Annotated in this window: 18 protein-coding genes and 1 other RNA gene; 10 read left to right on the top strand and 9 right to left on the bottom strand. The window is 67.9% G+C overall.

Annotated elements, in window-relative coordinates:
• Positions 1 to 58 precede the first annotated feature (58 nt).
• Both cmk and BLQ14_RS07170 read left to right on the top strand, forming a co-directional pair.
• Positions 59 to 697 (top strand): (d)CMP kinase, encoded by a 639-nt coding sequence (gene cmk, locus BLQ14_RS07165; protein ID WP_092499655.1) that lies wholly within the window; start codon positions 59 to 61, stop codon positions 695 to 697.
• Positions 694 to 1,686 (top strand): aldo/keto reductase, encoded by a 993-nt coding sequence (locus tag BLQ14_RS07170; protein WP_092499657.1) that lies wholly within the window; start codon positions 694 to 696, stop codon positions 1,684 to 1,686. The genes cmk and BLQ14_RS07170 overlap by 4 nt, the downstream gene beginning before the upstream one ends.
• Positions 1,687 to 1,884: 198 nt before the next feature.
• Here BLQ14_RS07170 and BLQ14_RS07175 read toward each other — a convergent pair whose 3' ends face one another.
• The 6 genes from BLQ14_RS07175 to BLQ14_RS07200 form a co-directional block, all read right to left on the bottom strand.
• A complete protein-coding gene (locus tag BLQ14_RS07175) occupies positions 1,885 to 2,658 on the bottom strand; it encodes an alpha/beta fold hydrolase (RefSeq protein WP_092499659.1) in 774 nt (257 codons plus the stop codon).
• Positions 2,659 to 2,666: 8 nt separating this feature from the next.
• Complete coding sequence (recR, locus tag BLQ14_RS07180; protein ID WP_092499661.1) at positions 2,667 to 3,263, bottom strand: recombination mediator RecR; 597 nt, start codon at positions 3,261 to 3,263, stop codon at positions 2,667 to 2,669.
• Positions 3,264 to 3,268: 5 nt separating this feature from the next.
• Complete coding sequence (locus BLQ14_RS07185; protein ID WP_092499663.1) at positions 3,269 to 3,613, bottom strand: YbaB/EbfC family nucleoid-associated protein; 345 nt, start codon at positions 3,611 to 3,613, stop codon at positions 3,269 to 3,271.
• Positions 3,614 to 3,684: 71 nt separating this feature from the next.
• Entirely contained in the window at positions 3,685 to 5,448 is a 1,764-nt protein-coding gene (locus BLQ14_RS07190) for a DNA polymerase III subunit gamma/tau (RefSeq protein ID WP_092499665.1), read from the bottom strand.
• 91 nt (positions 5,449 to 5,539) lie between these two features.
• An RNA gene (gene ffs, locus BLQ14_RS07195) (signal recognition particle sRNA small type) lies at positions 5,540 to 5,636 on the bottom strand.
• 56 nt (positions 5,637 to 5,692) lie between these two features.
• Positions 5,693 to 7,543, bottom strand: a complete 1,851-nt coding sequence (locus tag BLQ14_RS07200; RefSeq protein ID WP_092499667.1) for a bifunctional 2',3'-cyclic-nucleotide 2'-phosphodiesterase/3'-nucleotidase — start codon at positions 7,541 to 7,543, stop codon at positions 5,693 to 5,695.
• A gap of 236 nt (positions 7,544 to 7,779) precedes the next feature.
• On the opposite strand from BLQ14_RS07200, the gene nudC reads away from it, so the two are divergent.
• Complete coding sequence (gene nudC, locus BLQ14_RS07205; protein WP_092499669.1) at positions 7,780 to 8,745, top strand: NAD(+) diphosphatase; 966 nt, start codon at positions 7,780 to 7,782, stop codon at positions 8,743 to 8,745.
• A 70-nt stretch (positions 8,746 to 8,815) separates the two neighbouring features.
• Positions 8,816 to 9,283: an SRPBCC family protein gene (locus BLQ14_RS07210; RefSeq protein ID WP_092499671.1), complete on the top strand. Its 468-nt coding sequence runs from the start codon at positions 8,816 to 8,818 to the stop codon at positions 9,281 to 9,283.
• A gap of 37 nt (positions 9,284 to 9,320) precedes the next feature.
• On the opposite strand, the gene BLQ14_RS07215 is transcribed toward BLQ14_RS07210, so the two are convergent.
• Positions 9,321 to 10,157 (bottom strand): prephenate dehydratase, encoded by an 837-nt coding sequence (locus BLQ14_RS07215; RefSeq protein WP_092499673.1) that lies wholly within the window; start codon positions 10,155 to 10,157, stop codon positions 9,321 to 9,323.
• A 112-nt stretch (positions 10,158 to 10,269) separates the two neighbouring features.
• Here BLQ14_RS07215 and BLQ14_RS07220 point away from each other — a divergent pair, with 112 nt between their 5' ends.
• From BLQ14_RS07220 to BLQ14_RS07240, 5 genes are all read left to right on the top strand, one after another.
• Positions 10,270 to 10,806 carry a c-type cytochrome gene (locus BLQ14_RS07220; protein WP_092499675.1) on the top strand — a complete coding sequence of 179 codons (537 nt, stop codon included), beginning with the start codon at positions 10,270 to 10,272 and terminating at the stop codon, positions 10,804 to 10,806.
• A gap of 302 nt (positions 10,807 to 11,108) precedes the next feature.
• Positions 11,109 to 12,944, top strand: coding sequence for an extracellular solute-binding protein (locus tag BLQ14_RS07225; RefSeq protein ID WP_245657028.1), 1,836 nt, complete (start codon positions 11,109 to 11,111; stop codon positions 12,942 to 12,944).
• Between the two features lie 36 nt (positions 12,945 to 12,980).
• Positions 12,981 to 14,066 (top strand): microcin C ABC transporter permease YejB, encoded by a 1,086-nt coding sequence (locus BLQ14_RS07230; RefSeq protein WP_092499679.1) that lies wholly within the window; start codon positions 12,981 to 12,983, stop codon positions 14,064 to 14,066.
• Between the two features lies 1 nt (position 14,067).
• Positions 14,068 to 15,270: an ABC transporter permease gene (locus tag BLQ14_RS07235; RefSeq protein ID WP_092499681.1), complete on the top strand. Its 1,203-nt coding sequence runs from the start codon at positions 14,068 to 14,070 to the stop codon at positions 15,268 to 15,270.
• Positions 15,267 to 16,907 carry an ABC transporter ATP-binding protein gene (locus tag BLQ14_RS07240; protein ID WP_092499683.1) on the top strand — a complete coding sequence of 547 codons (1,641 nt, stop codon included), beginning with the start codon at positions 15,267 to 15,269 and terminating at the stop codon, positions 16,905 to 16,907. Before BLQ14_RS07235 ends, BLQ14_RS07240 begins: the two co-directional genes overlap by 4 nt.
• Positions 16,908 to 16,914: 7 nt before the next feature.
• On the opposite strand, the gene BLQ14_RS07245 is transcribed toward BLQ14_RS07240, so the two are convergent.
• Positions 16,915 to 18,201 carry a homoserine dehydrogenase gene (locus tag BLQ14_RS07245; protein ID WP_092499685.1) on the bottom strand — a complete coding sequence of 429 codons (1,287 nt, stop codon included), beginning with the start codon at positions 18,199 to 18,201 and terminating at the stop codon, positions 16,915 to 16,917.
• Positions 18,202 to 18,290: 89 nt separating this feature from the next.
• A complete protein-coding gene (locus BLQ14_RS07250) occupies positions 18,291 to 19,076 on the bottom strand; it encodes a hypothetical protein (protein ID WP_092499687.1) in 786 nt (261 codons plus the stop codon).
• A gap of 114 nt (positions 19,077 to 19,190) precedes the next feature.
• Between BLQ14_RS07250 and BLQ14_RS07255 the strand changes: the two genes are divergently transcribed.
• Positions 19,191 to 19,778 carry a TetR/AcrR family transcriptional regulator gene (locus tag BLQ14_RS07255; RefSeq protein WP_092499689.1) on the top strand — a complete coding sequence of 196 codons (588 nt, stop codon included), beginning with the start codon at positions 19,191 to 19,193 and terminating at the stop codon, positions 19,776 to 19,778.
• The last annotated feature ends 9 nt before the right edge of the window (positions 19,779 to 19,787 follow it).

The raw sequence follows: 19,787 nt of genomic DNA on the forward strand, positions 1-19,787 counted from the left end.
AGACTTGAGCCCCGCGCAGGCCTGCGTTACCGCTTGGGAAATCTGCGGGAGTGGCGCGATGGCATTCACGGTGGCGGTCGACGGGCCGGCGGCGGCGGGCAAGGGCACGGTGGCGCGGGCCGTGGCCGAGCATTTCGGGCTTGCCCATCTCGATACCGGGGCGCTCTACCGCGCCGTGGGGCTCAAGGTGCTCGAGGGGGCCGATCCGGTGGACGCCGCCCGCAGCCTCACCCCCGCCGATCTCGAGCGCTCCGATCTGCGCACGCCTGAGGCGGCGGATGCGGCGAGCAAGGTGGCGACCATTCCCGAAGTGCGCGCGGCGCTGCGCGATTTTCAGCGCGCCTTTGCCCGGCGCGCGGGCGGCGCGGTGCTCGACGGGCGCGACATCGGCACGGTGATCTGCCCTGATGCCGAGGTGAAGCTCTTCATCATCGCCTCCGACGAGGTGCGCGCCGAGCGCCGCTGGAAGGAGCTGCGCGAACGCGGGATCAATGTGACGCTGGCTGATGTGCTGGCCGAGCTGCGCGAGCGCGACCGGCGCGACACCACGCGCACCGATTCGCCGCTGCGGCCGGCGGAGGATGCCATCATCATCGACACGACGCATCTGACCATCGACGAGGCCATCGCCCGCGCCGTGGCCGAGGTCGAAAAGCGGCTGCCGCCGGAGATGCGCAAGCAAGGGAAGGCGCAATGAAGGCAAGGAAACTCGGGGAGGGGGGGCCGGAGGTTCCCGCCCTTGGGGTGGGGGCGATGAGTTTCTCGGATTTCTATGGCCCCACCACCGAGGAGAACTCGCACGCCGTGCTGCGCGCGGCCTTCGAGGCGGGCATCCGCCACATCGACACCTCCAACGTCTATGGCATGGGGCGTTCGGAAGAGGCGATCGGCGCCTTCCTGCGCGAGGTGCCGCAGGCGCGCGAGCAGTTTGTCATTGCCACCAAGGCCGGGATCGTGCCGGGGCCGAAGCGCCGCTTCGACAACTCGCCCGAGCATCTGGTTTCGGAGCTTGAGGGAAGTCTCGGGCGGCTTGGGGTCGAGGCGGTCGATCTCTTCTACGTGCACCGCCGCGATCAGAGCATCCCCATCGAAGAGGTGGCCGGGACGCTGGGCGAGATCGTGCGCTCGGGCAAGGCAAAGGCCGTGGGATTTTCGGAGATCGCGCCGTCGTCGCTCAGGCGGGCGCATGCGGTATTTCCGGTGGCGGCGGTGCAGTCGGAGTATTCGCTCTCGACCCGCGCGCCCGAGCTTGGGCTTGTGCAGACCTGTGCCGAGCTTGGCGTGGCACTTGTGGCCTTCGCGCCGGTGGGCCGGTCGCTCTTGACCGATCATCCACTGCCGCTCGAGGTGGCGCAGGGGCTGGGCTTTCTGAAGCAGAACCCGCGCTTCATGGAGCCGAACTACGCGGCCAACATCGCCGTGACCGACAGGCTCAGGGCGCTGGCGCGCGAGATGGGCGAGCCCACGGCGGCGCTGGCCATCGCCTGGGTGCTGAGCAGGGGCGAGCATGTGCATGCCATTCCCGGCACGCGTTCGGTGGCGCATTTCCGCGAGCTCTTGCGCGGGGCGGAGCTTGAGCTTTCCGATGCTGATCTCGCCGCGATCGAGGCGGCGCTTCCGGTGGGCTGGGCGCATGGCGACCGCTACTCGGAGGCGCAGTGGGTGGGGCCGGAGCGCTACTGCTGAGGCGTGGCGCTACGGAAGAATGGCGCCATTCGCGTCAGGAAGCTGGAGAACGGCCCGAGCGATCGCAGGCTTTCCGCCCGGGGCGCGGAGCGGCCCGGGCATGCGCCCGCCCGCCCCCTTGGCGGGCGCATTCGCGCCCACCCGGGCGGGCGCATGCCCTGTGTTTCGTCGTCGAGCGATTCCGGTCAGAACCGATATTCATTGCGTGTCAGCCTCGAGAAAGGCGCGCACCGCGGCCTCGAACTCGCGCGGGCGATCGGCGTGAAGCCAGTGGCCGGCCCGCGGGATTGCCGCGAAGCGGGCGCGGGGAAAGAGCCGCTTGATCGCATCGCGGTGCTCGCGGCGCACATAATCGCTCTCCGCCCCGGTCAGAAACAGCACCGGCCCATCATAGCGCCCGTCGATGTCGGGCCAGCCGGTGATGCGCTCCATCTCCCGGTCGAGCACGTCGAGATTGAGCCGCCAGCGCCGGGCGGGCACGTCGAGCGACTGCAGAAGGAAGGCGCGCAGGCCGGGATCATCCACGAGGTCATGCAGCGCCGCATCGGCGTCCGAGCGCCGCTCCATCCGCTCGAGCGGCACGGCGCGCATGGCTTCGATCAGGTGGCGCTGGCTGTGGCCGTAGGCCACGGGCGCGATGTCGGCGACGATGAGCCGCTCGACAAGCTCGGGGCGGGTGAGCGCCAGCACCATGGCCGCCTTCCCGCCCATCGAATGGCCAAGCACCGCCATGGGCCCCCCGAGCGCCTCGATGGTGTCGGCAAGATCGCCGGCCATGTCCTCGTAGCTCTGGCTTTCGGCCCGGGGGCTTTGGCCGTGGTTGCGCATGTCCACCGCGACCACCTGGCGGTCGTCCGAAAGCCGCTTGGCGATCACACCCCAGTTGCGCGCCGAGCCGAAAAGCCCATGCGCGATCAGGAGCGGCGGCTTGCCGGGGGCGGGGGCGCCATGGGTGACGGTGTGAAGCCGCATTGCCTTCCTCAGAGTGTCTTGCGCGCCCTGAGGGCGGCGGTGATGGTGCCGTCGTCGAGATAATCGAGCTCGCCGCCCACCGGCACGCCCTGGGCAAGCGAGCTCACCCGCACCCGGCCCTCGAGCGCATCGGCGATGTAGTGGGCCGTGGTCTGGCCATCGACGGTGGCGTTGAGCGCGAGGATCACCTCGGTGATGTTCTCCGCTTCGATCCGGTCGAGAAGGCGCGGGATGCGCAGCTCTTCCGGGCCGATGGAGTCGAGCGCCGAGAGGGTGCCACCGAGCACATGATAGCGGCCGCGGAAGACGCCCGCGCGTTCCATCGCCCAGAGATCGGCCACATCCTCGACCACGCACAGCTCGCCATTGGCGCGCGCCTCCGAGGCGCAGATCGGGCAGATGTCGGCGGTGGCGATGTTGCCGCAGTTGAGGCATTCGCGCGCGGTTTCGGCGACCGCCTGCATCGCCTGGGCGAGCGGTGCCAGAAGCTGGCCGCGCCGGGCGATGAGATGCAGAACCGCGCGCCGCGCCGAGCGGGGGCCGAGCCCCGGCAGCCGCGCCATCATGTCGATGAGCGCCTCGATCTCCTGCGGCGCGTCGGCCATTCGCGTCAGAAGGGCAGCTTGAAGTCGGCAGGCAGGCCAAGCTCGCCAACGAGCGCCTGCATCTCTTCGGCGCCCTTGGCCTGCGCACGGGCGAGCGCGTCCTTGACGGCGGCAAGGATCAGATCCTCGACCACCTCCTTTTCCTCGGGCTTGAAGAGGGAAGGGTCGATCTCGAGCGCCTTGAGCTCGCCCTTCGCCGTGGCGGTGACGCGCACCAGCCCCGCGCCGGCCTCGCCGGTGACGGTGATGGTCTCGAGCCGCTCCTGCAGCTCGCCCATCTTGGCCTGCATTTCCTTCGCGGCCTTCATCATCTTGGCCATGTCGCCCATGGCCCCGAGCCCCTTCAGCATGCCTCTCTCCCGTGGCTGAGTTCACTCACGACATAGCGGCGGGGCGGGCAGGCGGCAAGCGACGGCGGCCTTCAGCCGTCCTCGAAGGGGTCCCACTCCTCGCCCGCCTCCTCTGCCTCTTCTTCCGCTTCGGGCAGCGCCTCCTGCGCCGCCTCGGCGATGATCTCCTCGGGCTTGCGGATCGCGGCGATGCGGGCGGCCGGAAAAGCCTCCATCACCGCCTGTACGAGCGGATGGGCCAAGGCCTGTTCCTCAAGCGCGCGCCGCTCCGCCTCGCGGGCCTCGGCGATGGTGGGCGCGCCTCCCTCCGCAACCACGCTGACCCCCCAGCGCACACCCGTCCATGCCTGCAGCCGCTGGCCGAGGCGCGCGGCGAGATCGCCCGGCGCGCCGGGGGCGGGCTCGAACTCGATGCGGCCGGGGGCGTAGCGGACAAGCCGCACGCCTGTCTCAACATCCACAAGAAGCTTCACGTCGCGCCGGGCGCGGATAAGCTCGAGCACATCCTCGAAGCGCCCATAGCGCGCAAGCGCCGTCTCGGGGGCCTCGGCAAGCGCCGTTGCGGTGGTCACGCCACCCGAGCCGCCCCCGCGCGGGGGCGGGGAGGAGCGGCCGGCCGCACTGCCGGGCCCGCGAGGCGTCGCGGGTGCCGTGCCCCCGGCGGCAGGGGGTGCGCCGGCCGGTGCCTCGGGCAGGCGGCGGATCAGCTCCTCGGGCGGGGGCACATCGGCCACATGCGTCAGCCGGATCACCGCCATCTCTGCAGCCATCATGGCGTTGGGCGCCTGCGCGACCTCGTCGAGCGCCTTCAGCAGCATCTGCCAGGTGCGGGTGAGCACGCGCATCGGCAGGCGGGAGGCCATGTCGAGCCCGCGCGCGCGCTCGTCGGGGCCGACGGTGGGGTCTTCGGCCGCCTCGGGCGTGATCTTGATGACGCTGAGCCAGTGGGTGATTTCGGCGAGATCGCGCAGCACCGCCATCGGGTCGGCCCCGGCGGCGTATTGCGCGGCGAGCTCGGCAAGCGCACCGGCCGCATCGCCCTTCATGACGAGATCGAAGAGGTCAAGCACCCGGCCCCGGTCGGCAAGCCCCAGCATGGCGCGCACCTGATCGGCGGTGACCTCGCCCGCCCCGTGGCTCAGCGCCTGATCGAGCAGCGAGGTCGCATCCCGCGCCGAGCCCTCGGCGGCCCGGGTGATCAGCGCCAGCGCCTCGTCGGTGATCTGCCCGCCCTCGGCATCGGCAATGCGGCGCAGAAGCCCCATCATCTGCTCCGGCTCGATCCGCCGCAAATCGAAGCGCTGGCAGCGCGAGAGCACCGTGACCGGCACCTTGCGGATCTCGGTGGTGGCGAAGATGAACTTCACATGCGCCGGCGGCTCCTCGAGCGTCTTGAGAAGCGCGTTGAAGGCCGAGGTGCTGAGCATGTGCACCTCGTCGATGATGTAGATCTTGTAGCGCGCCGAGGCCGCGCGGTAGTGCACGCTGTCGATGATCTCGCGGATGTCGTCCACCCCGGTGTGCGAGGCGGCGTCCATCTCCAGCACATCCACGTGCCGGCCTTCGGCGATCGCCACGCAGCTTTCGCAGGTGCCACAGGGCTCGGTGGTGGGCCGGCCGTCGCCGCCCGTGCAGTTGAGCCCCTTGGCGATGATCCGCGCCGTCGTGGTCTTGCCGGTGCCACGGATGCCGGTGAGGATGAAGGCCTGCGCGATGCGGTCCGCGGCGAAGGCGTTCCTGAGCGTGCGCACCATCGCCTCCTGCCCGACGAGGTCGGCAAAGGTTTGCGGGCGGTACTTGCGGGCGAGAACGCGATAGGCGGGAGCGTCGGACATTCGCGCGGCATTCCTCTGAACGGCGACAGGAGAAGAGACTAGGCCAGAGGGCGGGCGAGGTCCACCGCCGGAGCTGCCGGGAAGGGGAGGGGGTGAGAGGCTGGACAGCGACCCAGGCGGGACTCGTTACGGCTGCTTCCTTCCGGACCTGACCGGGTTGGCGAGGCGCCTGCCCGCGCCAGCCTCTCGCGCACCGATCTATGCGAGCGACAAGGGCAATACAAGGCGCAGCGTGCGCCCACGGTCAGAGACGGAGGCGAAAGCGCATGAAACCGCCCGGCGCCGGACCCTCGGGGGTGATGTCGAACCCCTCGAGTGCCTCGAGATGATCGGCAGCGCCCGGCGCGGTGTCGAAGAAAACCTCCGCTCCGCCGAGCGGGCGGAAACGCCACACCGGGAAGCTGGCGGGCACTATGGTGCCATGCGCCTCGACGAAGCGGGTGAGAATCTCGAGGCTCGTATCTTCGCTCTCCAGGATCGCCTCGCCGCCAGTGCCCGGGAAACGCCCGCCGCCGGCGGCGCGGTAGCTGTTCGTGACCATGAGAAACGCCGCATCATCGCGCACCGGTTGACCATGCCGGCGCAGGTTGACGACCCGGCCTTCACTTTCGGGCCGGGAGAGATCGATCTCGTAGCTGATGCCGTCAATGATGTCGAAGTCATAGGGCGGAGCTCCGTCCTTGACGAGCGCCTGTCCTGTCTGCCCCGGCGTCACCTGGCAGAACAGGCTGGCGGCGCGCTCCAGCCAGCCGCGCAGGTCGGCGCCGGTGATCCGCAGCACCGCGAGCGTGTTGGGGAACGGGCAGATTTCGGCCAGATGTCGCAGGCTGATCTCGCCGGGAGGAATGTTGGTGTAATGTTGCGGCCCCGCGCGCCCGCCCGCCCGCGCGGACGCCGCCGCCGACAGGAGAGGCAGGCCGTCGAGGCCCGCGGCGGCGAGCCGCGGACGCATATGCCAGCGCTGGGCCGCGTTCAGAAGCCGCACGGTCGGCGCGTGGCCGAGAAGCGCGAAGTGAGTGGTCAGCGCGGCCGCGCTCCGCCCCGCCGGCCGATGGATGTGCGCCAGAGTCGCCCGGTGGGCCGCCTCGGTTGCGGCGATGACCTCGCTTGCCGCCGCGCCTGCCGCAAGCGGGGCCACGGGAAGGGCGCGGCTCTGATGTCCTGCAATGCGCCAGGCGCGACCATGCCGTTCCATTATCAGGTCGATGAGCCCCAGATGCGTTCCCTGCGCACCCGCCATCACCGCCGGTTTGCCGTGCAGCGTGCCCGCCTCTCCGTCAACTGCCGGTGTGCCTTCGGTCGGGCTTCGGGGAAAAAGATCATGTTGATGGCCGGCGACGACGACATCGACCCCCTCCACCGCCGCGAGCGGCACGGCCGCGTTCTCCATGCCGCAAACATGCGCACTCTCGCCGATCCCGGAGTGGCTCAGGGCAACCACCAGCTCAGCTCCGGCCTCGCGCATCCGCGGCACCCACGCCCGCGCCGCCTCGACGATGTCCCGGGTGTGGAGTCTGCCGCCAAGCCGCCTTCGGTTCCAGGCCGCCAGCTGCGGCGGCGCGAAGCCGATCACGCCCACGCAGAGCTCATGGTGCCGGCCCGCGTCATCGGTGACGTCCCGGCGAAGGAGAACGTAGGGCGGAAACAGCGTCTCGTCGCATTCAGGGCGCGGCCCGAGGCGGGTGGCGACATTGGCCAGCACCATCGGGTGGCGGGCCGCGCGCGTTGCCCTGAGCAGGAAGCCCAGTCCATAGTCAAAGTCGTGGTTGCCCAGTGTGGCGGCGTCGTACCGGGCGGCATTCATTGCCGCGATCATCGGATGTGCGCCGCTCTGCCATCCGCCCCAATGGGCCAGAAAATCTGCCATCGGGGTGCCCTGAAGGAAATCGCCACAGTCGAAGAACAGCGTATTCGGAGCTTCACGCCGCAATCTCTGGGCAAGTGCTGCGGCGGCCGCGAGGCCGGTGTTCGGCCGGCGTGCCCCGGTGAAGTAGTCATAGGCGCAGAGCTGAAGGTGGAGATCGGTGGTTGCCAATATCCGCAGCCGTAGCCGGGTTCGTGCCGTCGCGCCGGTGGGTTGGACGGATTCGAACATGGTCTTCCACTCCCCCCGGCCTCAAGCGCGGCGAAGCGCATGCCGGCAACACAATGTCCACTGACGCGCATGCAGGCGCGGCATGCCGCGTCGGCGAAACCACCAGCGGCAGACGCACGCTAGAGTTGTATTCTCGTTGCGTCAATGGCCGAGCAGGGGACGGAATGCCCAAGCTGATCTTGCCCTCGAGCGGATTCCGTCGCAACAGCCGTCAACGACTGGCGGGGAGGAGGGGCATGCGGATTGGCGAGAGCGTTACCTTTGGTGGCTCCGGGCTCGAGCGCGCGGCGCATCTGCGCGGCGACGCTCAGGCGCAGGCACGCCTTCTGGCCGATCGCCAGGCGGGCGTTCTGGCGCTCTGGCGCGGCAAGCCGGCGGTGGAAAGAGGCGACACGGCCCGGCTGTGCTGGCTCGCGCCGGGCCATCCGGTTCTGGCCGAGGCGCAAGAGGCGCCGATCTTTCTGGGCCTCGACGCGGGCGCACCACGTTTCGCGGTCGATGTCTCGGCATGGCAGCCCGAGGAGATGCCCGACACGCTCGGCGCCTTCTTCGATCCATCCGAGCAGCGCCATCCGCAGATGCCGGAGGGTGCGGCGTTCGTCGAGCTGCGGGGCGTCATGGCGCTGCTGTCCGCGCGGGATGCGGAGCTTGCCGCGATGGCGCGCGCTCTGACCGGGTGGCACGCCGCGCACCGCTTCTGCGCGCGTTGCGGCGGGGCGAGCGTTCCGGCGCAGGCGGGATGGCAGCGGGACTGCCCCCGGTGCGGGGCGCGTCACTTCCCGCGTACCGATCCGGTGGTGATCATGCTGGTCACCCGCGGCAACCGGGTGCTCCTTGGCCGGTCTCATGGCTGGCCGGAGGGCATGCATTCCCTGCTGGCCGGTTTTGTGGAGCCCGGCGAGCCGATCGAGGGGGCGGTGCGCCGGGAGGTGGCCGAGGAGACAGGCGTGCGCGTCGGCCGTGTCACGTATCTTGCGAGCCAGCCCTGGCCGTTTCCCTCATCGCTGATGATCGGGTGCCGGGGCGAGGCCGTGAGTGACGCGATCAGGATCGATCGGGCCGAGCTTGAGGGGGCGGTGTGGGTCGGGCGCGAGGCGCTGGCAGCGGCCTTTCGCGGCGAATGCAGCGCGATCCGGCCCGCCCGGCGCGGCTCGATCGCCAACTTCCTGCTCTGGAACTGGCTTGCGGACCGGCTGGATTGACGGCAAGACGGATCGGCCAGAAAAGGCCGGCGAGCCGCGACATGCGGGACGTTGAGGAGGCGGGCAGGGCATGAAGATTTCCACACGCCGCGACATCGAGGCCCCGATCGAGGTGGTCTTTGCCGCGGTGACCGATTTCGAAGGATTCGAGCGGCAGGCACTGCGGCGCGGTGCCGAGGTGCGGCGCGAGGATCCGGATGGTTCGCCGGGGCTCGGCAGCCGCTGGACCATCCGCGGCCGGTTCCGAGGCCGGCCGCGCGAGCTGGAGGCTACCCTGTCGCGCTACGAACCGCCCGAAGCGATGGCCTTCGATATCCGCGCGGCCGGCATCGAGGGACGGCTGGAGATCGAGCTGGTTGCTCTCTCCGCGCGCCGCACGAGACTGCGCCTCGCGCTTGAGCTGCGGCCCAATACCTTCAAGGGGCGGTTGCTGTTGCATTCGCTGAAACTGGCGAAAGGCGCTGCGAAGTCGCGCATTGACGGGCGACTTGAGCAGTTCGCCCGCCGTCTGGAGGAAACCGGGACCCCGCTGAGCTGAACGGCCCTGCCCTCGCGGCACGGGGGCCGGGCGCCGTTCACAGGACCGGGCGTCCGCGACCGGCGGGATAGACGCCCAGAACGTTCACATGCGAGGAGAAATAGGCCAGCTCCTCCAGCGCGAGGCGCACGTTGCGATCCTCGGGATGTCCCTCGATGTCGGCATAGAACTGGGTGGCGGTGAAGGTGCCGTCGAGCATGTAGCTTTCGAGCTTCGTCATGTTCACGCCGTTGGTGGCAAAGCCTCCCAGCGCCTTGTAGAGCGCGGCGGGAATGTTGCGCACCTGAAAGACGAAGGTGGTCATCATCCGCTCCGCCCGCCTGCTCAGATCGGGCTCGCGGGCCATGACCAGAAAGCGCGTGGTGTTGTGGCCGTGATCCTCGATGTGGCGGGCCAGCACTTCGAGCCCGTAGATCTCGGCAGCCAGCTCGGAGGCCAGCGCGCCGAGCGACGGATCGCCCGCCTCGGCCACATGGCGCGCCGAACCGGCGGTATCGGCGCCGGTGACACGCTCGATGCCGTGACGGTTCAGGAAATCGCGGCACTGGCCGAGCAGCACCGTGTGGCTCATCGCCCGCTTGACCTGCTCGAGCCTGGTTCCGGGCAGCGCAAGGAGGTTGATGTGCACGCGCACGAAGGCTTCCTCGACGATGTGCAGCCCGGACTCCGGCAGAAGGTGATGAATGTCCGCCACGCGCCCGTAGGTGGAGTTTTCCACCGGCAGCATCGCCAGATCAGCGTCGCCGTTGCGCACGGCCTCGATCACGTCCTCGAAGGTGCCGCAGGGAACGGCTTCCATCTCGGGGTGGGTTTCCCGGCATGCCTGGTGCGAGTAGGCACCGGGCTCTCCCTGAAAGGCGATACGTCTGGTCATGGACTTCGGGCGCGGGTTGCTGCGGTCAATTGCCTCCCGGCGGCTCATATACCTTGCGCTTTGCTCTTGGAAGCGGATACATGCGGCAAAACTTCACGGGACGGATGGCGTCATGATCGACACGATGACCGGAACCAAGATCGTGGGCGGCTTCTGCGGCTCGCTCCTGGTGTTTCTGCTGATCAACTGGGCCAGCGAAGGGCTGTACCATCGCGGCAGCGGGCACGGCTACGAGGAGGGCCATGCCGTGCAGGGCTACGTGATCGATACCGGAGAGGAAGAAGGAGGCAAGACTGAAGTCGCGGAGGAGGCCGGCCCCGACTTCGCCGAGGTCTATGCCAGTGCCGATCCGGCGAAGGGCGAAGCAGTGTTCCGCGCCTGCAAGGCGTGCCACAAGCTTGAGCCCGGCGCGAACGCGACGGGCCCCACGCTTTACGGTGTGGTTGGCCGGGCGGTCGATTCGGTAGAGGGCTATGCCTATTCGGGTGCGCTTCGAAAGGTCGCCGATGTCTGGACGCCGGAGAACCTCGACAAGTTCCTTGCCGATCCGAAGGGCTTCGCGCCCGGTACGAAGATGAACTTCAAGGGCATCAAGAAGATCGAGGACCGCGCCAACCTCATCGCCTACCTCGCCCAGCACGGCGGTTGAACCGAGAGCGGGCGTGAAGCCCGCAGCGACATCGGCGCTGCATTCGGGGCCGTTCCGCATTGCGGAGCGGCCCTCTTCTATTGATTGCCGATATGTGAAGGCGGCGCGCGCCCTGCTCACCACGCCTCACGATTTTCTGATCCTTCCTCTCTGATAATCTGTGAAAATCCTGCAGCTTGCCCTAGACTCTCGCGCAAGCCGCCACGGGCAAGGTTCATACAGGGGAGGCATCGATGCAGAGGACCGCCGCGGGGATCACCTACGAACGCCAAATCGCAAGCCATGTCGCCGCTGTCGCCGTGATGCTCGCCGTCATGGCGCTGCTGGCGCTCTCGAGCGGGGCGGCGCGCGCGCAGGAGATCATCAAGGCGCATGGCATCTCCACCTTCGGCACGCTGAAATATCCCGCCGACTTCGAGCACCTCGACTACGTCAACCCCGAGGCGCCAAAGGGCGGCGAGATGTCGATCTGGGCCTTCGGCGGCTTCGACTCGATGCATCCCTACACCACCAAGGGCCGGGCCGGGGCGCTCTCGACCATCTTCTTCGAGTCGCTGCTGGAAGGCACCGCCGACGAGATCGGCGCCTCCTACGGACTTCTCGCCGAAAGCCTGGAATACCCCGAGGACCGCTCGTGGGTGATCTTCAACATCCGCCCCGAGGCGCGCTTCTCCGACGGCACGCCGCTGACGGCCGAGGATGTGGTGTTTTCCTACGAGCTCTTTCGCGACAAGGGGCTGCCGAGCTTCCGCGCGGTGCTCAGAACGCAGGTCGAGAGCGCCGAGGTGCTCGGCCCGCACCGGGTGAAGTTCACCTTCACGCCCGGCATCCCGACGCGCGATCTGCCCGAGACGGTGGGCGGGCTGCCCATCTTCTCCAAGGCGCACTACCTCGCCAACAACCGTGATTTCGAGGAAAGCTCGCTCGAGCCGCTCCTGGGCTCGGGGCCCTATGTGCTCGACCGCATGGAGGTGGGCCAGACCATCGTCTATCGCAAGGATCCCGACTGGTGGGGCGCGGATCTGCCGATTAACCGGGGGCGCTACAATTTCGAGACGATCCGCATCGAATATTACGCCGACTACAACGCCGCCTTCGAGGGCTTCAAGGGCGGCAGCTACACCTTCCGCAACGAGGCGTCCTCCAAGATCTGGGCCACCGGCTATGACTTTCCGGCGGTGCAGAAGGGCTGGGTGGTCAAGCGCGAGCTGCCCGATGGAACCATCGCGCCGGGGCAGGCCTGGGCGATCAACATGCGCCGGCCGCATCTGCAGGATGTGCGGGTGCGCGAGGCGCTTGGGCTGATGTTCAACTTCGAGTGGTCCAACGAGAAGCTCTTCTACGGGCTCTACGAGCGCATCCATTCCTTCTGGGAGAACACCGAGCTTGCCGCCTCCGGCGTGCCCGCCCCGGAGGAGGTGGCGATCCTGAAGCCGCTGGTTGACGAAGGGCTGCTGCCGCCCTCGATCCTGACCGAGGAGGCGGTGATGGCGCCGGTTTCATCGGCGAGTCGTCAGCTTGACCGGGGCAATCTTCGCAAGGCCTCGGCGCTTCTCGATGAAGCAGGTTGGACCGTCGGCTCCGACGGCATGCGTCGCAACGCGGCGGGCGAGCTTCTGACCGTGGAATTCCTCAACGACAGCCAGACCTTCGACCGCGTCATCAACCCCTATGTGGAGAACTTGCGCCGGCTCGGGGTGAATGCCGTTCACCAGCGGGTGGACAATGCCGAGGCGACGAACCGCGAGCGCAACTACGACTTCGATCTGGTCACCACCCAGTTCCGCATGAGCTACATCCCCGGCGCCGGGCTGAAACAGTATTTCGGCTCGGAGACAGCTGACAGCTCGGTGTTCAACCTGATGGGGCTGAAGGATCCGGCGGTGGACCGGCTGATTGACCTCGTGATCGCCGCCGAAACGCAGGAAGAGCTTCTGCATCGCGTGCACGCGCTCGACCGCGTGCTGCGCTCGATCCGCTTCTGGGTGCCGCAGTGGTTCAAGGATGTGCACACGGTTGCCTATTACGACATGTATGAGCATCCCGACCCGCTGCCGCCCTATGCGCTGGGGAACCTCGACTTCTGGTGGTACAACGCCGAAAAGGCCGAGAAGCTGAAGGCCGCGGGTGCCTTCTGAGGCGGGCAAGAGAGGCAAGCGAGCGGAGGGCTCCTGATGGGCGCCTACATCCTGCGCCGGCTGCTGCTGGTGATCCCCACCCTGTTCGGGATCATGGTGGTCAACTTCACGCTGACGCAATTCGTCCCCGGCGGGCCGATCGAGCAGATTCTCGCCAGCCTCGAGGGCGAAGGCGATGTCTTCCAGACCATCGCCGGCGGCTCGGATGCGGGGCTTCAGGAAGCCGGCGGGGGTGACGAGCGCTACCTTGGCGCGCGCGGGCTGCCGCCCGAGTTCATCGCCGAGCTCGAGCGCGAATTCGGCTTCGACAAGCCAGCATGGCAGCGCTTCGCGCTGATGATGTGGGACTACATCCGCTTCGATTTCGGTGAGAGCTACTTCCGCTCGGCAACCGTGATCGACCTTGTCATCGAAAAGATGCCGGTCTCGATCACGCTGGGGCTCTGGTCAACGCTGATCGCCTACATGGTCTCGATCCCCCTCGGCATCCGCAAGGCGGTGCGCGACGGCACGCCCTTTGACACCTGGACCTCATCGGCAATCATCGTGGGCTATGCCATCCCCGGATTTCTCTTCGCCATCCTGCTTCTGGTGCTCTTCGCCGGGGGCAGCTACTGGAAGATATTCCCCCTGCGCGGGCTGACGAGCGAGAACTGGGAGGAGCTGAGCCTGATCGGGAAGGTGCTCGACTATCTGTGGCACATCACCCTGCCGGTGATCGCCTCCACGATCTCGAGCTTTGCGACGCTCACGCTTCTGACCAAGAACTCCTTTCTCGACGAGATCAAGAAGCAGTATGTGATCACCGCCAAGGCAAAGGGGCTGTCGGAGCGGCAGGTGCTCTACGGGCACGTCTTCCGCAACGCCATGCTGATCGTGATCGCGGGCTTTCCGGGCCTCTTCATCTCGGTGTTCTTTGGCTCCTCGATCATCATCGAGACGATCTTTTCGCTCGACGGGCTCGGGCGGCTCGGATTCGAGGCGGCGGTGGCGCGGGATTACCCGGTGATCTTCGGCACGCTCTTCGTCTTTGGCCTGATCAGCCTTGTCGTCGGCATCCTGTCGGACCTGATGTATGTCTTCGTCGATCCGCGGATCGACTTCGAGAGCCGGGAGACCTGAGATGGCACTGGCCGAGAAGGAAATCGCTACACCCGAAGAGGCAGCCACGAAGCCCCGCCTGCCCGTGGAGGCGCCGCCGCGCGGGCTGAGCCGCTTCTTCCGCCTCTCGCCGCTCAACCAGCGGCGCTGGCGCAACTTTCGCAACAACCGCCGCGCCTACTGGTCGCTCATCATCTTCTCGATCCTCTTCGGCATCTCGCTCTTTGCCGAGTTCCTGGCCAATGACCGGCCGATTCTCGTGCAGTATCGCGGCCAGTATTACACCCCGATCTTCAACTTCTATCCCGAGACGGCCTTCGGCGGCGATTTTCAGACCGAGGCGGTCTATTCCGACATTGAGGTGCAGTGCCTCATCGTCTCGGGCGGGCTCGAGGCGTGTTTCGACGACCCCGAGGGCATCATCGCCGATGCCGAGGACGGCATCGTGAACGGCGAGCCGATCGAGAAGGGCTGGATGATCTGGCCGCCCATCCCCTACAGCTACAACACCATCGCCGACATCGACGGCACCGCGCCTTCGCCGCCCGACAAGGATCACTGGCTCGGCACCGATGACACCGCCCGCGACGTGCTCGCGCGCGTCATCTACGGCTTCAGGCTGTCGATCCTGTTCGCGATCATCGTTACCACCATCTCCTCGCTGGTGGGCATCGCCGCGGGCGCGGTGCAGGGCTATTTCGGCGGCTGGCTCGATCTCGTCTTCCAGCGGCTGATCGAGATCTGGGTCTCCACGCCCTCGCTCTATGTCATCATCATCATGTTCGCGATCCTCGGGCGCAGCTTCTGGCTTCTCGTGTTTCTCACCGTGCTCTTCGGCTGGCCGGCGCTCGTCGGCGTGGTGCGGGCGGAGTTCCTGCGGGCGCGCAACTTCGAATATGTGCGCGCGGCGCGGGCGCTGGGCGTGTCGAACCGGGTGATCATGTTCCGCCACATGCTGCCCAATGCGATGGTGGCGACGCTGACGCTGATGCCCTTCATCGTCACGGGCACCATCGGCACGCTCGCCTCGCTCGACTTCCTCGGCTTCGGTCTGCCCTCCTCGGCGCCGTCGCTGGGCGAGCTCACCTTGCAGGCCAAACAGAACCTGCAGGCGCCATGGCTCGGCTTCACCGCCTTCTTCACCTTCGCGATCATGCTGTCGCTGCTCGTCTTCATCTTCGAGGGCGTGCGCGACGCCTTCGACCCCAGAAAGACTTTCCAATGAGCGAGAACGGGCAAGACGCACGGGCCGCCGCGGAGCCGCTTCTTCAGGTGCGCGACCTGTGGGTGCGGTTCCGCCAGGATGGGCGGGAGACCGAGGCGGTGCGCGGCGTCTCCTTCCATGTGGAGAAGGGAGAGACGGTTGCGCTTGTCGGCGAGTCGGGCTCGGGCAAGTCGGTGACGGCGCTTTCCACCGTCTCGCTCCTGCCCGACAGCGCGCGTGTCGAGGGCTCGGTGCGCTACCGGGGCGAGGAGCTCATCGGCGCCTCCGAGAAGCGGCTGATGGAGGTGCGGGGAAATGACATCAGCTTCGTCTTTCAGGAGCCGATGACCTCGCTCAACCCGCTCCACACCATCGAGAAGCAGATCATGGAGAGCCTCGCGCTGCACCAGGGGCTCACCGGCGAGCCCGCCCGCGAGCGCGTGGTCGAGCTTCTCGAAAAGGTCGGCATCGACGAGCCGCGCCGGCGGCTCAAGGACTATCCGCACCAGCTTTCGGGCGGGCAGCGCCAGCGGGTGATGATTGCCATGGCGCTGGCGAACGGCCCCGATCTTCTGATCGCCGACGAGCCGACAACCGCCCTCGATGTCACCATCCAGGCCCAGATCCTCGAGCTTCTCTATCAGCTCAAGCAGGAGGAGGACATGAGCCTTCTCTTCATCACCCATGACCTTGGCATCGTGCGGCGTATCGCTGACCGGGTCTGCGTGATGAAGGATGGCGAGATCGTGGAACAGGGGCCGACAGCGGAGATCTTTGCCAACCCGCAGCATCCCTACACCCAGATGCTTCTTGCCGCGGAGGCCACCGGCAGCCCCGCAGCGGTGCCGGCCGACGCGGCGGAGGTCGTGGCGACCGAAAAGCTCAGGGTGTGGTTCCCGATCCAGCGCGGGCTCTTGAGGCGCGTGGTGGGCCACATCAAGGCGGTGAACGAGGCCACGATCTCGGTGCGTGCCGGCGAGACGCTTGGGATCGTGGGCGAGTCCGGCTCGGGCAAGACGACGCTGGCACTGGCGATCATGCGGCTCATCTCCTCGGAGGGGCGCATCATCTTTCAGGGCGAAGAGATCGACCGTTTCACCAGTCGCCAGATGCGCCCGCTGCGCCGGCACATGCAGATCGTCTTTCAGGATCCCTACGGTTCGCTGTCACCGCGCATGACGGTGGAGGAGATCATCGCCGAGGGGCTCACCGTGCATCGCGTCGACGCCGGACGCGACCGGCGCGAGATGGTGGCCGAAATCATGGAGGAGGTCGGACTCGATCCCGCGACGATGTATCGCTACCCGCACGAGTTCTCCGGCGGGCAGCGTCAGCGCATTGCCATTGCCCGGGCGATGATCCTGCGGCCGCGCCTTCTGGTGCTCGACGAGCCGACGAGCGCGCTCGACATGACCGTGCAGGTGCAGATCGTGGAGCTCTTGCGCCGGCTGCAGGAGAAGCACGGGCTCGCCTACCTCTTCATCAGCCATGACCTGAAGGTGGTGCGCGCGCTCAGTCACCGGGTGATGGTGATGCGCCGCGGCGACATCGTGGAGTGGGGCACGGCGGAAGAGATCTTCGACAACCCCCGCCATCCCTACACCAGGGAGCTGATGGCCGCCGCCCTCGGCAAGCGCGCGGGCGGCGCGGCGGCCTGAGGCGCGCTCAGACGTCCTCGATGCGGATCGCCACCGGCTGACCCTCGACCACGCCCGTCTCCGGCATGGCCGCGAGCGCCCGGTCGAGCGCGCTGCGAGGCGTGGGATGGGTGACGATGAGCACCGGCGCCACCGGCTCGGAATGGCGATACTGTCGCATCCGGTCGATGGAGATGCCCGCCTCGCCAAGCACTGCGGCGACCCGTGCCAGGGAGCCGGGACGGTCGAGAAGCTCCATCCGCAGGTAGTAGGGCGCGGGGGCGGTGGCCGGGGCCGGGCGGGGCGGCACCAGCGTTGTCGCCGGCTGGCCGAATGTCGAGAGCCGCGTGCCGCGGGCGATATCGAGGATGTCGGACAACACGGCCGAGGCGGTGGGCCCCTCGCCCGCGCCGGCGCCCTGCAGCACGATCTGCCCCACGGCGTCACCCTCGAGGACCACCATGTTGGTTGCCGCCTCGAGCTGGCCAAGCGGACTCGTCGCCGGCACGAGGCAGGGTGACATGCGCTGCTCCAGCCCGGCGGCCGTCATCTGCGCGACGCCAAGAAGCTTGATGCGGAAACCCATGTCGCGGGCCGCCTCGATGTCGCGGATCGAGATCCGCTCGATGCCCTCGATCTGTACCGCGTCGAAGGCGACCTGCGTCCCATAGGCGATGGAGGCGAGAAGCGCGAGCTTGTGACCGGCATCGATCCCGCCCACATCGAGCGTGGGGTCGGCCTCTAGATAGCCGAGCCGGCGCGCCTCCTCGAACACCGCGTCGTAGCTGAGCCCGCCGTGTTCCATCCGCGTCAGGATGTAGTTGCAGGTGCCGTTCATCACCCCGAGAACACGCCTGACCTCATTGCCGGCAAGCCCTTCGCTGAGCGCCTTGACCACGGGAATGCCGCCGGCCACCGCCGCCTCGAAGCGCAGCACGACACCGGCGGATTCGGCAGCCTCGGCCAGTGCCTGGCCATGGTGCGCAAGCATTGCCTTGTTGGCGGTCACCACATCCTTTCCCGCGGCGATGGCCGCTTCGGTGGCGGCCTTTGCCGGACCGTCCGACCCTCCGATCAGCTCGACCAGAACATCCACGTCCGGCCGGCGTGCAAGGGCGACGGGATCGTCCTCCCAGTCATACGCGTCGAGCTTCACGCCACGATCCCTGTCGCGACTGCGGGCCGAGACGGCGGTGATCACCACCGGGCGGCCGCCGCGGCGGGCCAGCAGCTCGGCGCGGCGCTGGATGATCTTCACCACGCCGGCACCAACAGTGCCAAGCCCGGCGATGCCGAGGCGCAGAGGGTCGGTCATGGGCGCTCTCCGTGAGATCCGTGAGGGTAGCGGTGTTCGGCCCCCTGTTAGCGTCGGATCGGGGCTGGTGCAACGCGGGGGCGAGAGCCTCAGTCGGTGGCGCCTGTTGCGCCTTCACGGCTCAGCCGCAGGCGCTCGAGGAGAAGGCGGCGGCGTTCTTCCGGCGAAAGACCGGAAAGATCCTCAGCGCCCGCCTCGGTCGCTCTGCGGGCCAGATCGGCCCGGCGCCGCGCCCGATCGGCACTGGCCGTGTCGGCGTCGCGCTCCGCGACCTCGTGCAGGCGTGCCAGTCGTGCCTCGAGTGCAGGATCCGATCCGCCGCGAGAAGCGAGGCCGGCGAACTTCTCCGTCTCGACGAGATCAAGCAGTCGTCGCGCGTCGCCTATCCTGACGTCGGAGCCTGGGGCAGGCGACTGGTGCGCCTGCGCCACGGCACCGAGCGCCTCGCGCCCTTCGCGCAGCCGCTCACGTGTGGCGACGTCGACAACCTCCCTCCGGGCCAGCTCCGCGCCATCGCGCAACGCGGCACCGCGGCGGGCCAGGTCGGGCGCAACGCTCGGTGTCGTCAATTGCGCGTTGCGGCGCAGTTGCGCGCCTTTCGCGGCAAGGTCGGTGGCGCGTGGCGGAAGCGCAAGCGCAGCCTTGCGCCACGCCGCCTCGCCGCGTGCCTCAAGTTCTCCTGCGGCATCATCGCTCAGCCGGTCGTCCGGCGGAATCAGACCGACAAAGGCATCAGTCGCGACGAGCGCGGGGTAGGATGACGCGGCGTCCTGCGCTGCCCGCTCCGGCACGTCCGGAAACGGCGTGCAGGCGGCGAGCCCCGCAGTGCCCGCAACGATGATCATGACCGCGCTGTGGCGGGAAAGTTTGCCCATGACGGCCTCCGTGCCGGTGCCGCGAGCCTAGCGCGCCTGCCGCGCCGCGGCAAGCGCGGTCGGACAAGGGGCTTGGGTCTTGATATGAACGAATGTTCAGTTAAACCCGGGGCCATGGCACGCAAGTCCGGCTCCCACGGCGAGATCACCGGCCCGCGCATTCTCGCGGCCGCGGAAAGGCTGATTGCCCGCAAGGGCTTTGCCGCGGTCACCATGCGGGAGATCGCGCGCGAGGTCGGCGTGCAGGCGGGGGCGCTCTATCTCTACATTCCCGACAAGCAGACGCTTCTGTTCGACCTGATGCGCAGGCACATGGAAGAGCTGCTTGCCGCCTGGGAGGCCGAGCCCAAGGGTGAGACGCCGCTGGAGCAGCTGGAGGCGTTTGCCCGTTTCCATATCCGCTTCCACCTCGCTCGCCCCGATGCCACCTTCATCTCGTACATGGAGCTGCGCAATCTCGAGCCGGAGAACTTCGCCCGCATCGAAGCGCTGCGCAAGCGCTACGAGGACATTCTCGAGGGCATTCTGAAGGAGGGTTCGGCCGCCGGGGTCTTTCGCGTGCCCGACACCAAGCTTGCCACCATGGCACTGATCGCGATGCTCACGGGCGTCAACACCTGGTATCGGGAGGGCGGTCGGCTGAGCCGCGAGCGGGTCGAGCGCATCTACTGGAACATGGTGCGCCGGGCGGTTAAGGGGTGAGGCAGGGCC

Origin of the sequence: Meinhardsimonia xiamenensis (assembly GCF_900102905.1) — a bacterium.
Taxonomy (GTDB): Bacteria; Pseudomonadota; Alphaproteobacteria; order Rhodobacterales; family Rhodobacteraceae; genus Meinhardsimonia; species Meinhardsimonia xiamenensis.

Excerpts from the sequence above, each read along its gene's own strand:
- cmk (WP_092499655.1), top strand. The coding sequence starts at position 59 with ATGGCATTCACGGTGGCGGTCGACGGGCCGGCGGCGGCGGGCAAGGGC.
- BLQ14_RS07170 (WP_092499657.1), top strand. The coding sequence starts at position 694 with ATGAAGGCAAGGAAACTCGGGGAGGGGGGGCCGGAGGTTCCCGCCCTT.
- BLQ14_RS07175 (WP_092499659.1), bottom strand. The coding sequence starts at position 2,658 with ATGCGGCTTCACACCGTCACCCATGGCGCCCCCGCCCCCGGCAAGCCG.
- recR (WP_092499661.1), bottom strand. The coding sequence starts at position 3,263 with ATGGCCGACGCGCCGCAGGAGATCGAGGCGCTCATCGACATGATGGCG.
- BLQ14_RS07185 (WP_092499663.1), bottom strand. The coding sequence starts at position 3,613 with ATGCTGAAGGGGCTCGGGGCCATGGGCGACATGGCCAAGATGATGAAG.
- BLQ14_RS07190 (WP_092499665.1), bottom strand. The coding sequence starts at position 5,448 with ATGTCCGACGCTCCCGCCTATCGCGTTCTCGCCCGCAAGTACCGCCCG.
- BLQ14_RS07200 (WP_092499667.1), bottom strand. The coding sequence starts at position 7,543 with ATGTTCGAATCCGTCCAACCCACCGGCGCGACGGCACGAACCCGGCTA.
- nudC (WP_092499669.1), top strand. The coding sequence starts at position 7,780 with ATGCGGATTGGCGAGAGCGTTACCTTTGGTGGCTCCGGGCTCGAGCGC.
- BLQ14_RS07210 (WP_092499671.1), top strand. The coding sequence starts at position 8,816 with ATGAAGATTTCCACACGCCGCGACATCGAGGCCCCGATCGAGGTGGTC.
- BLQ14_RS07215 (WP_092499673.1), bottom strand. The coding sequence starts at position 10,157 with ATGACCAGACGTATCGCCTTTCAGGGAGAGCCCGGTGCCTACTCGCAC.
- BLQ14_RS07220 (WP_092499675.1), top strand. The coding sequence starts at position 10,270 with ATGATCGACACGATGACCGGAACCAAGATCGTGGGCGGCTTCTGCGGC.
- BLQ14_RS07225 (WP_245657028.1), top strand. The coding sequence starts at position 11,109 with ATGCTCGCCGTCATGGCGCTGCTGGCGCTCTCGAGCGGGGCGGCGCGC.
- BLQ14_RS07230 (WP_092499679.1), top strand. The coding sequence starts at position 12,981 with ATGGGCGCCTACATCCTGCGCCGGCTGCTGCTGGTGATCCCCACCCTG.
- BLQ14_RS07235 (WP_092499681.1), top strand. The coding sequence starts at position 14,068 with ATGGCACTGGCCGAGAAGGAAATCGCTACACCCGAAGAGGCAGCCACG.
- BLQ14_RS07240 (WP_092499683.1), top strand. The coding sequence starts at position 15,267 with ATGAGCGAGAACGGGCAAGACGCACGGGCCGCCGCGGAGCCGCTTCTT.
- BLQ14_RS07245 (WP_092499685.1), bottom strand. The coding sequence starts at position 18,201 with ATGACCGACCCTCTGCGCCTCGGCATCGCCGGGCTTGGCACTGTTGGT.
- BLQ14_RS07250 (WP_092499687.1), bottom strand. The coding sequence starts at position 19,076 with ATGGGCAAACTTTCCCGCCACAGCGCGGTCATGATCATCGTTGCGGGC.
- BLQ14_RS07255 (WP_092499689.1), top strand. The coding sequence starts at position 19,191 with ATGGCACGCAAGTCCGGCTCCCACGGCGAGATCACCGGCCCGCGCATT.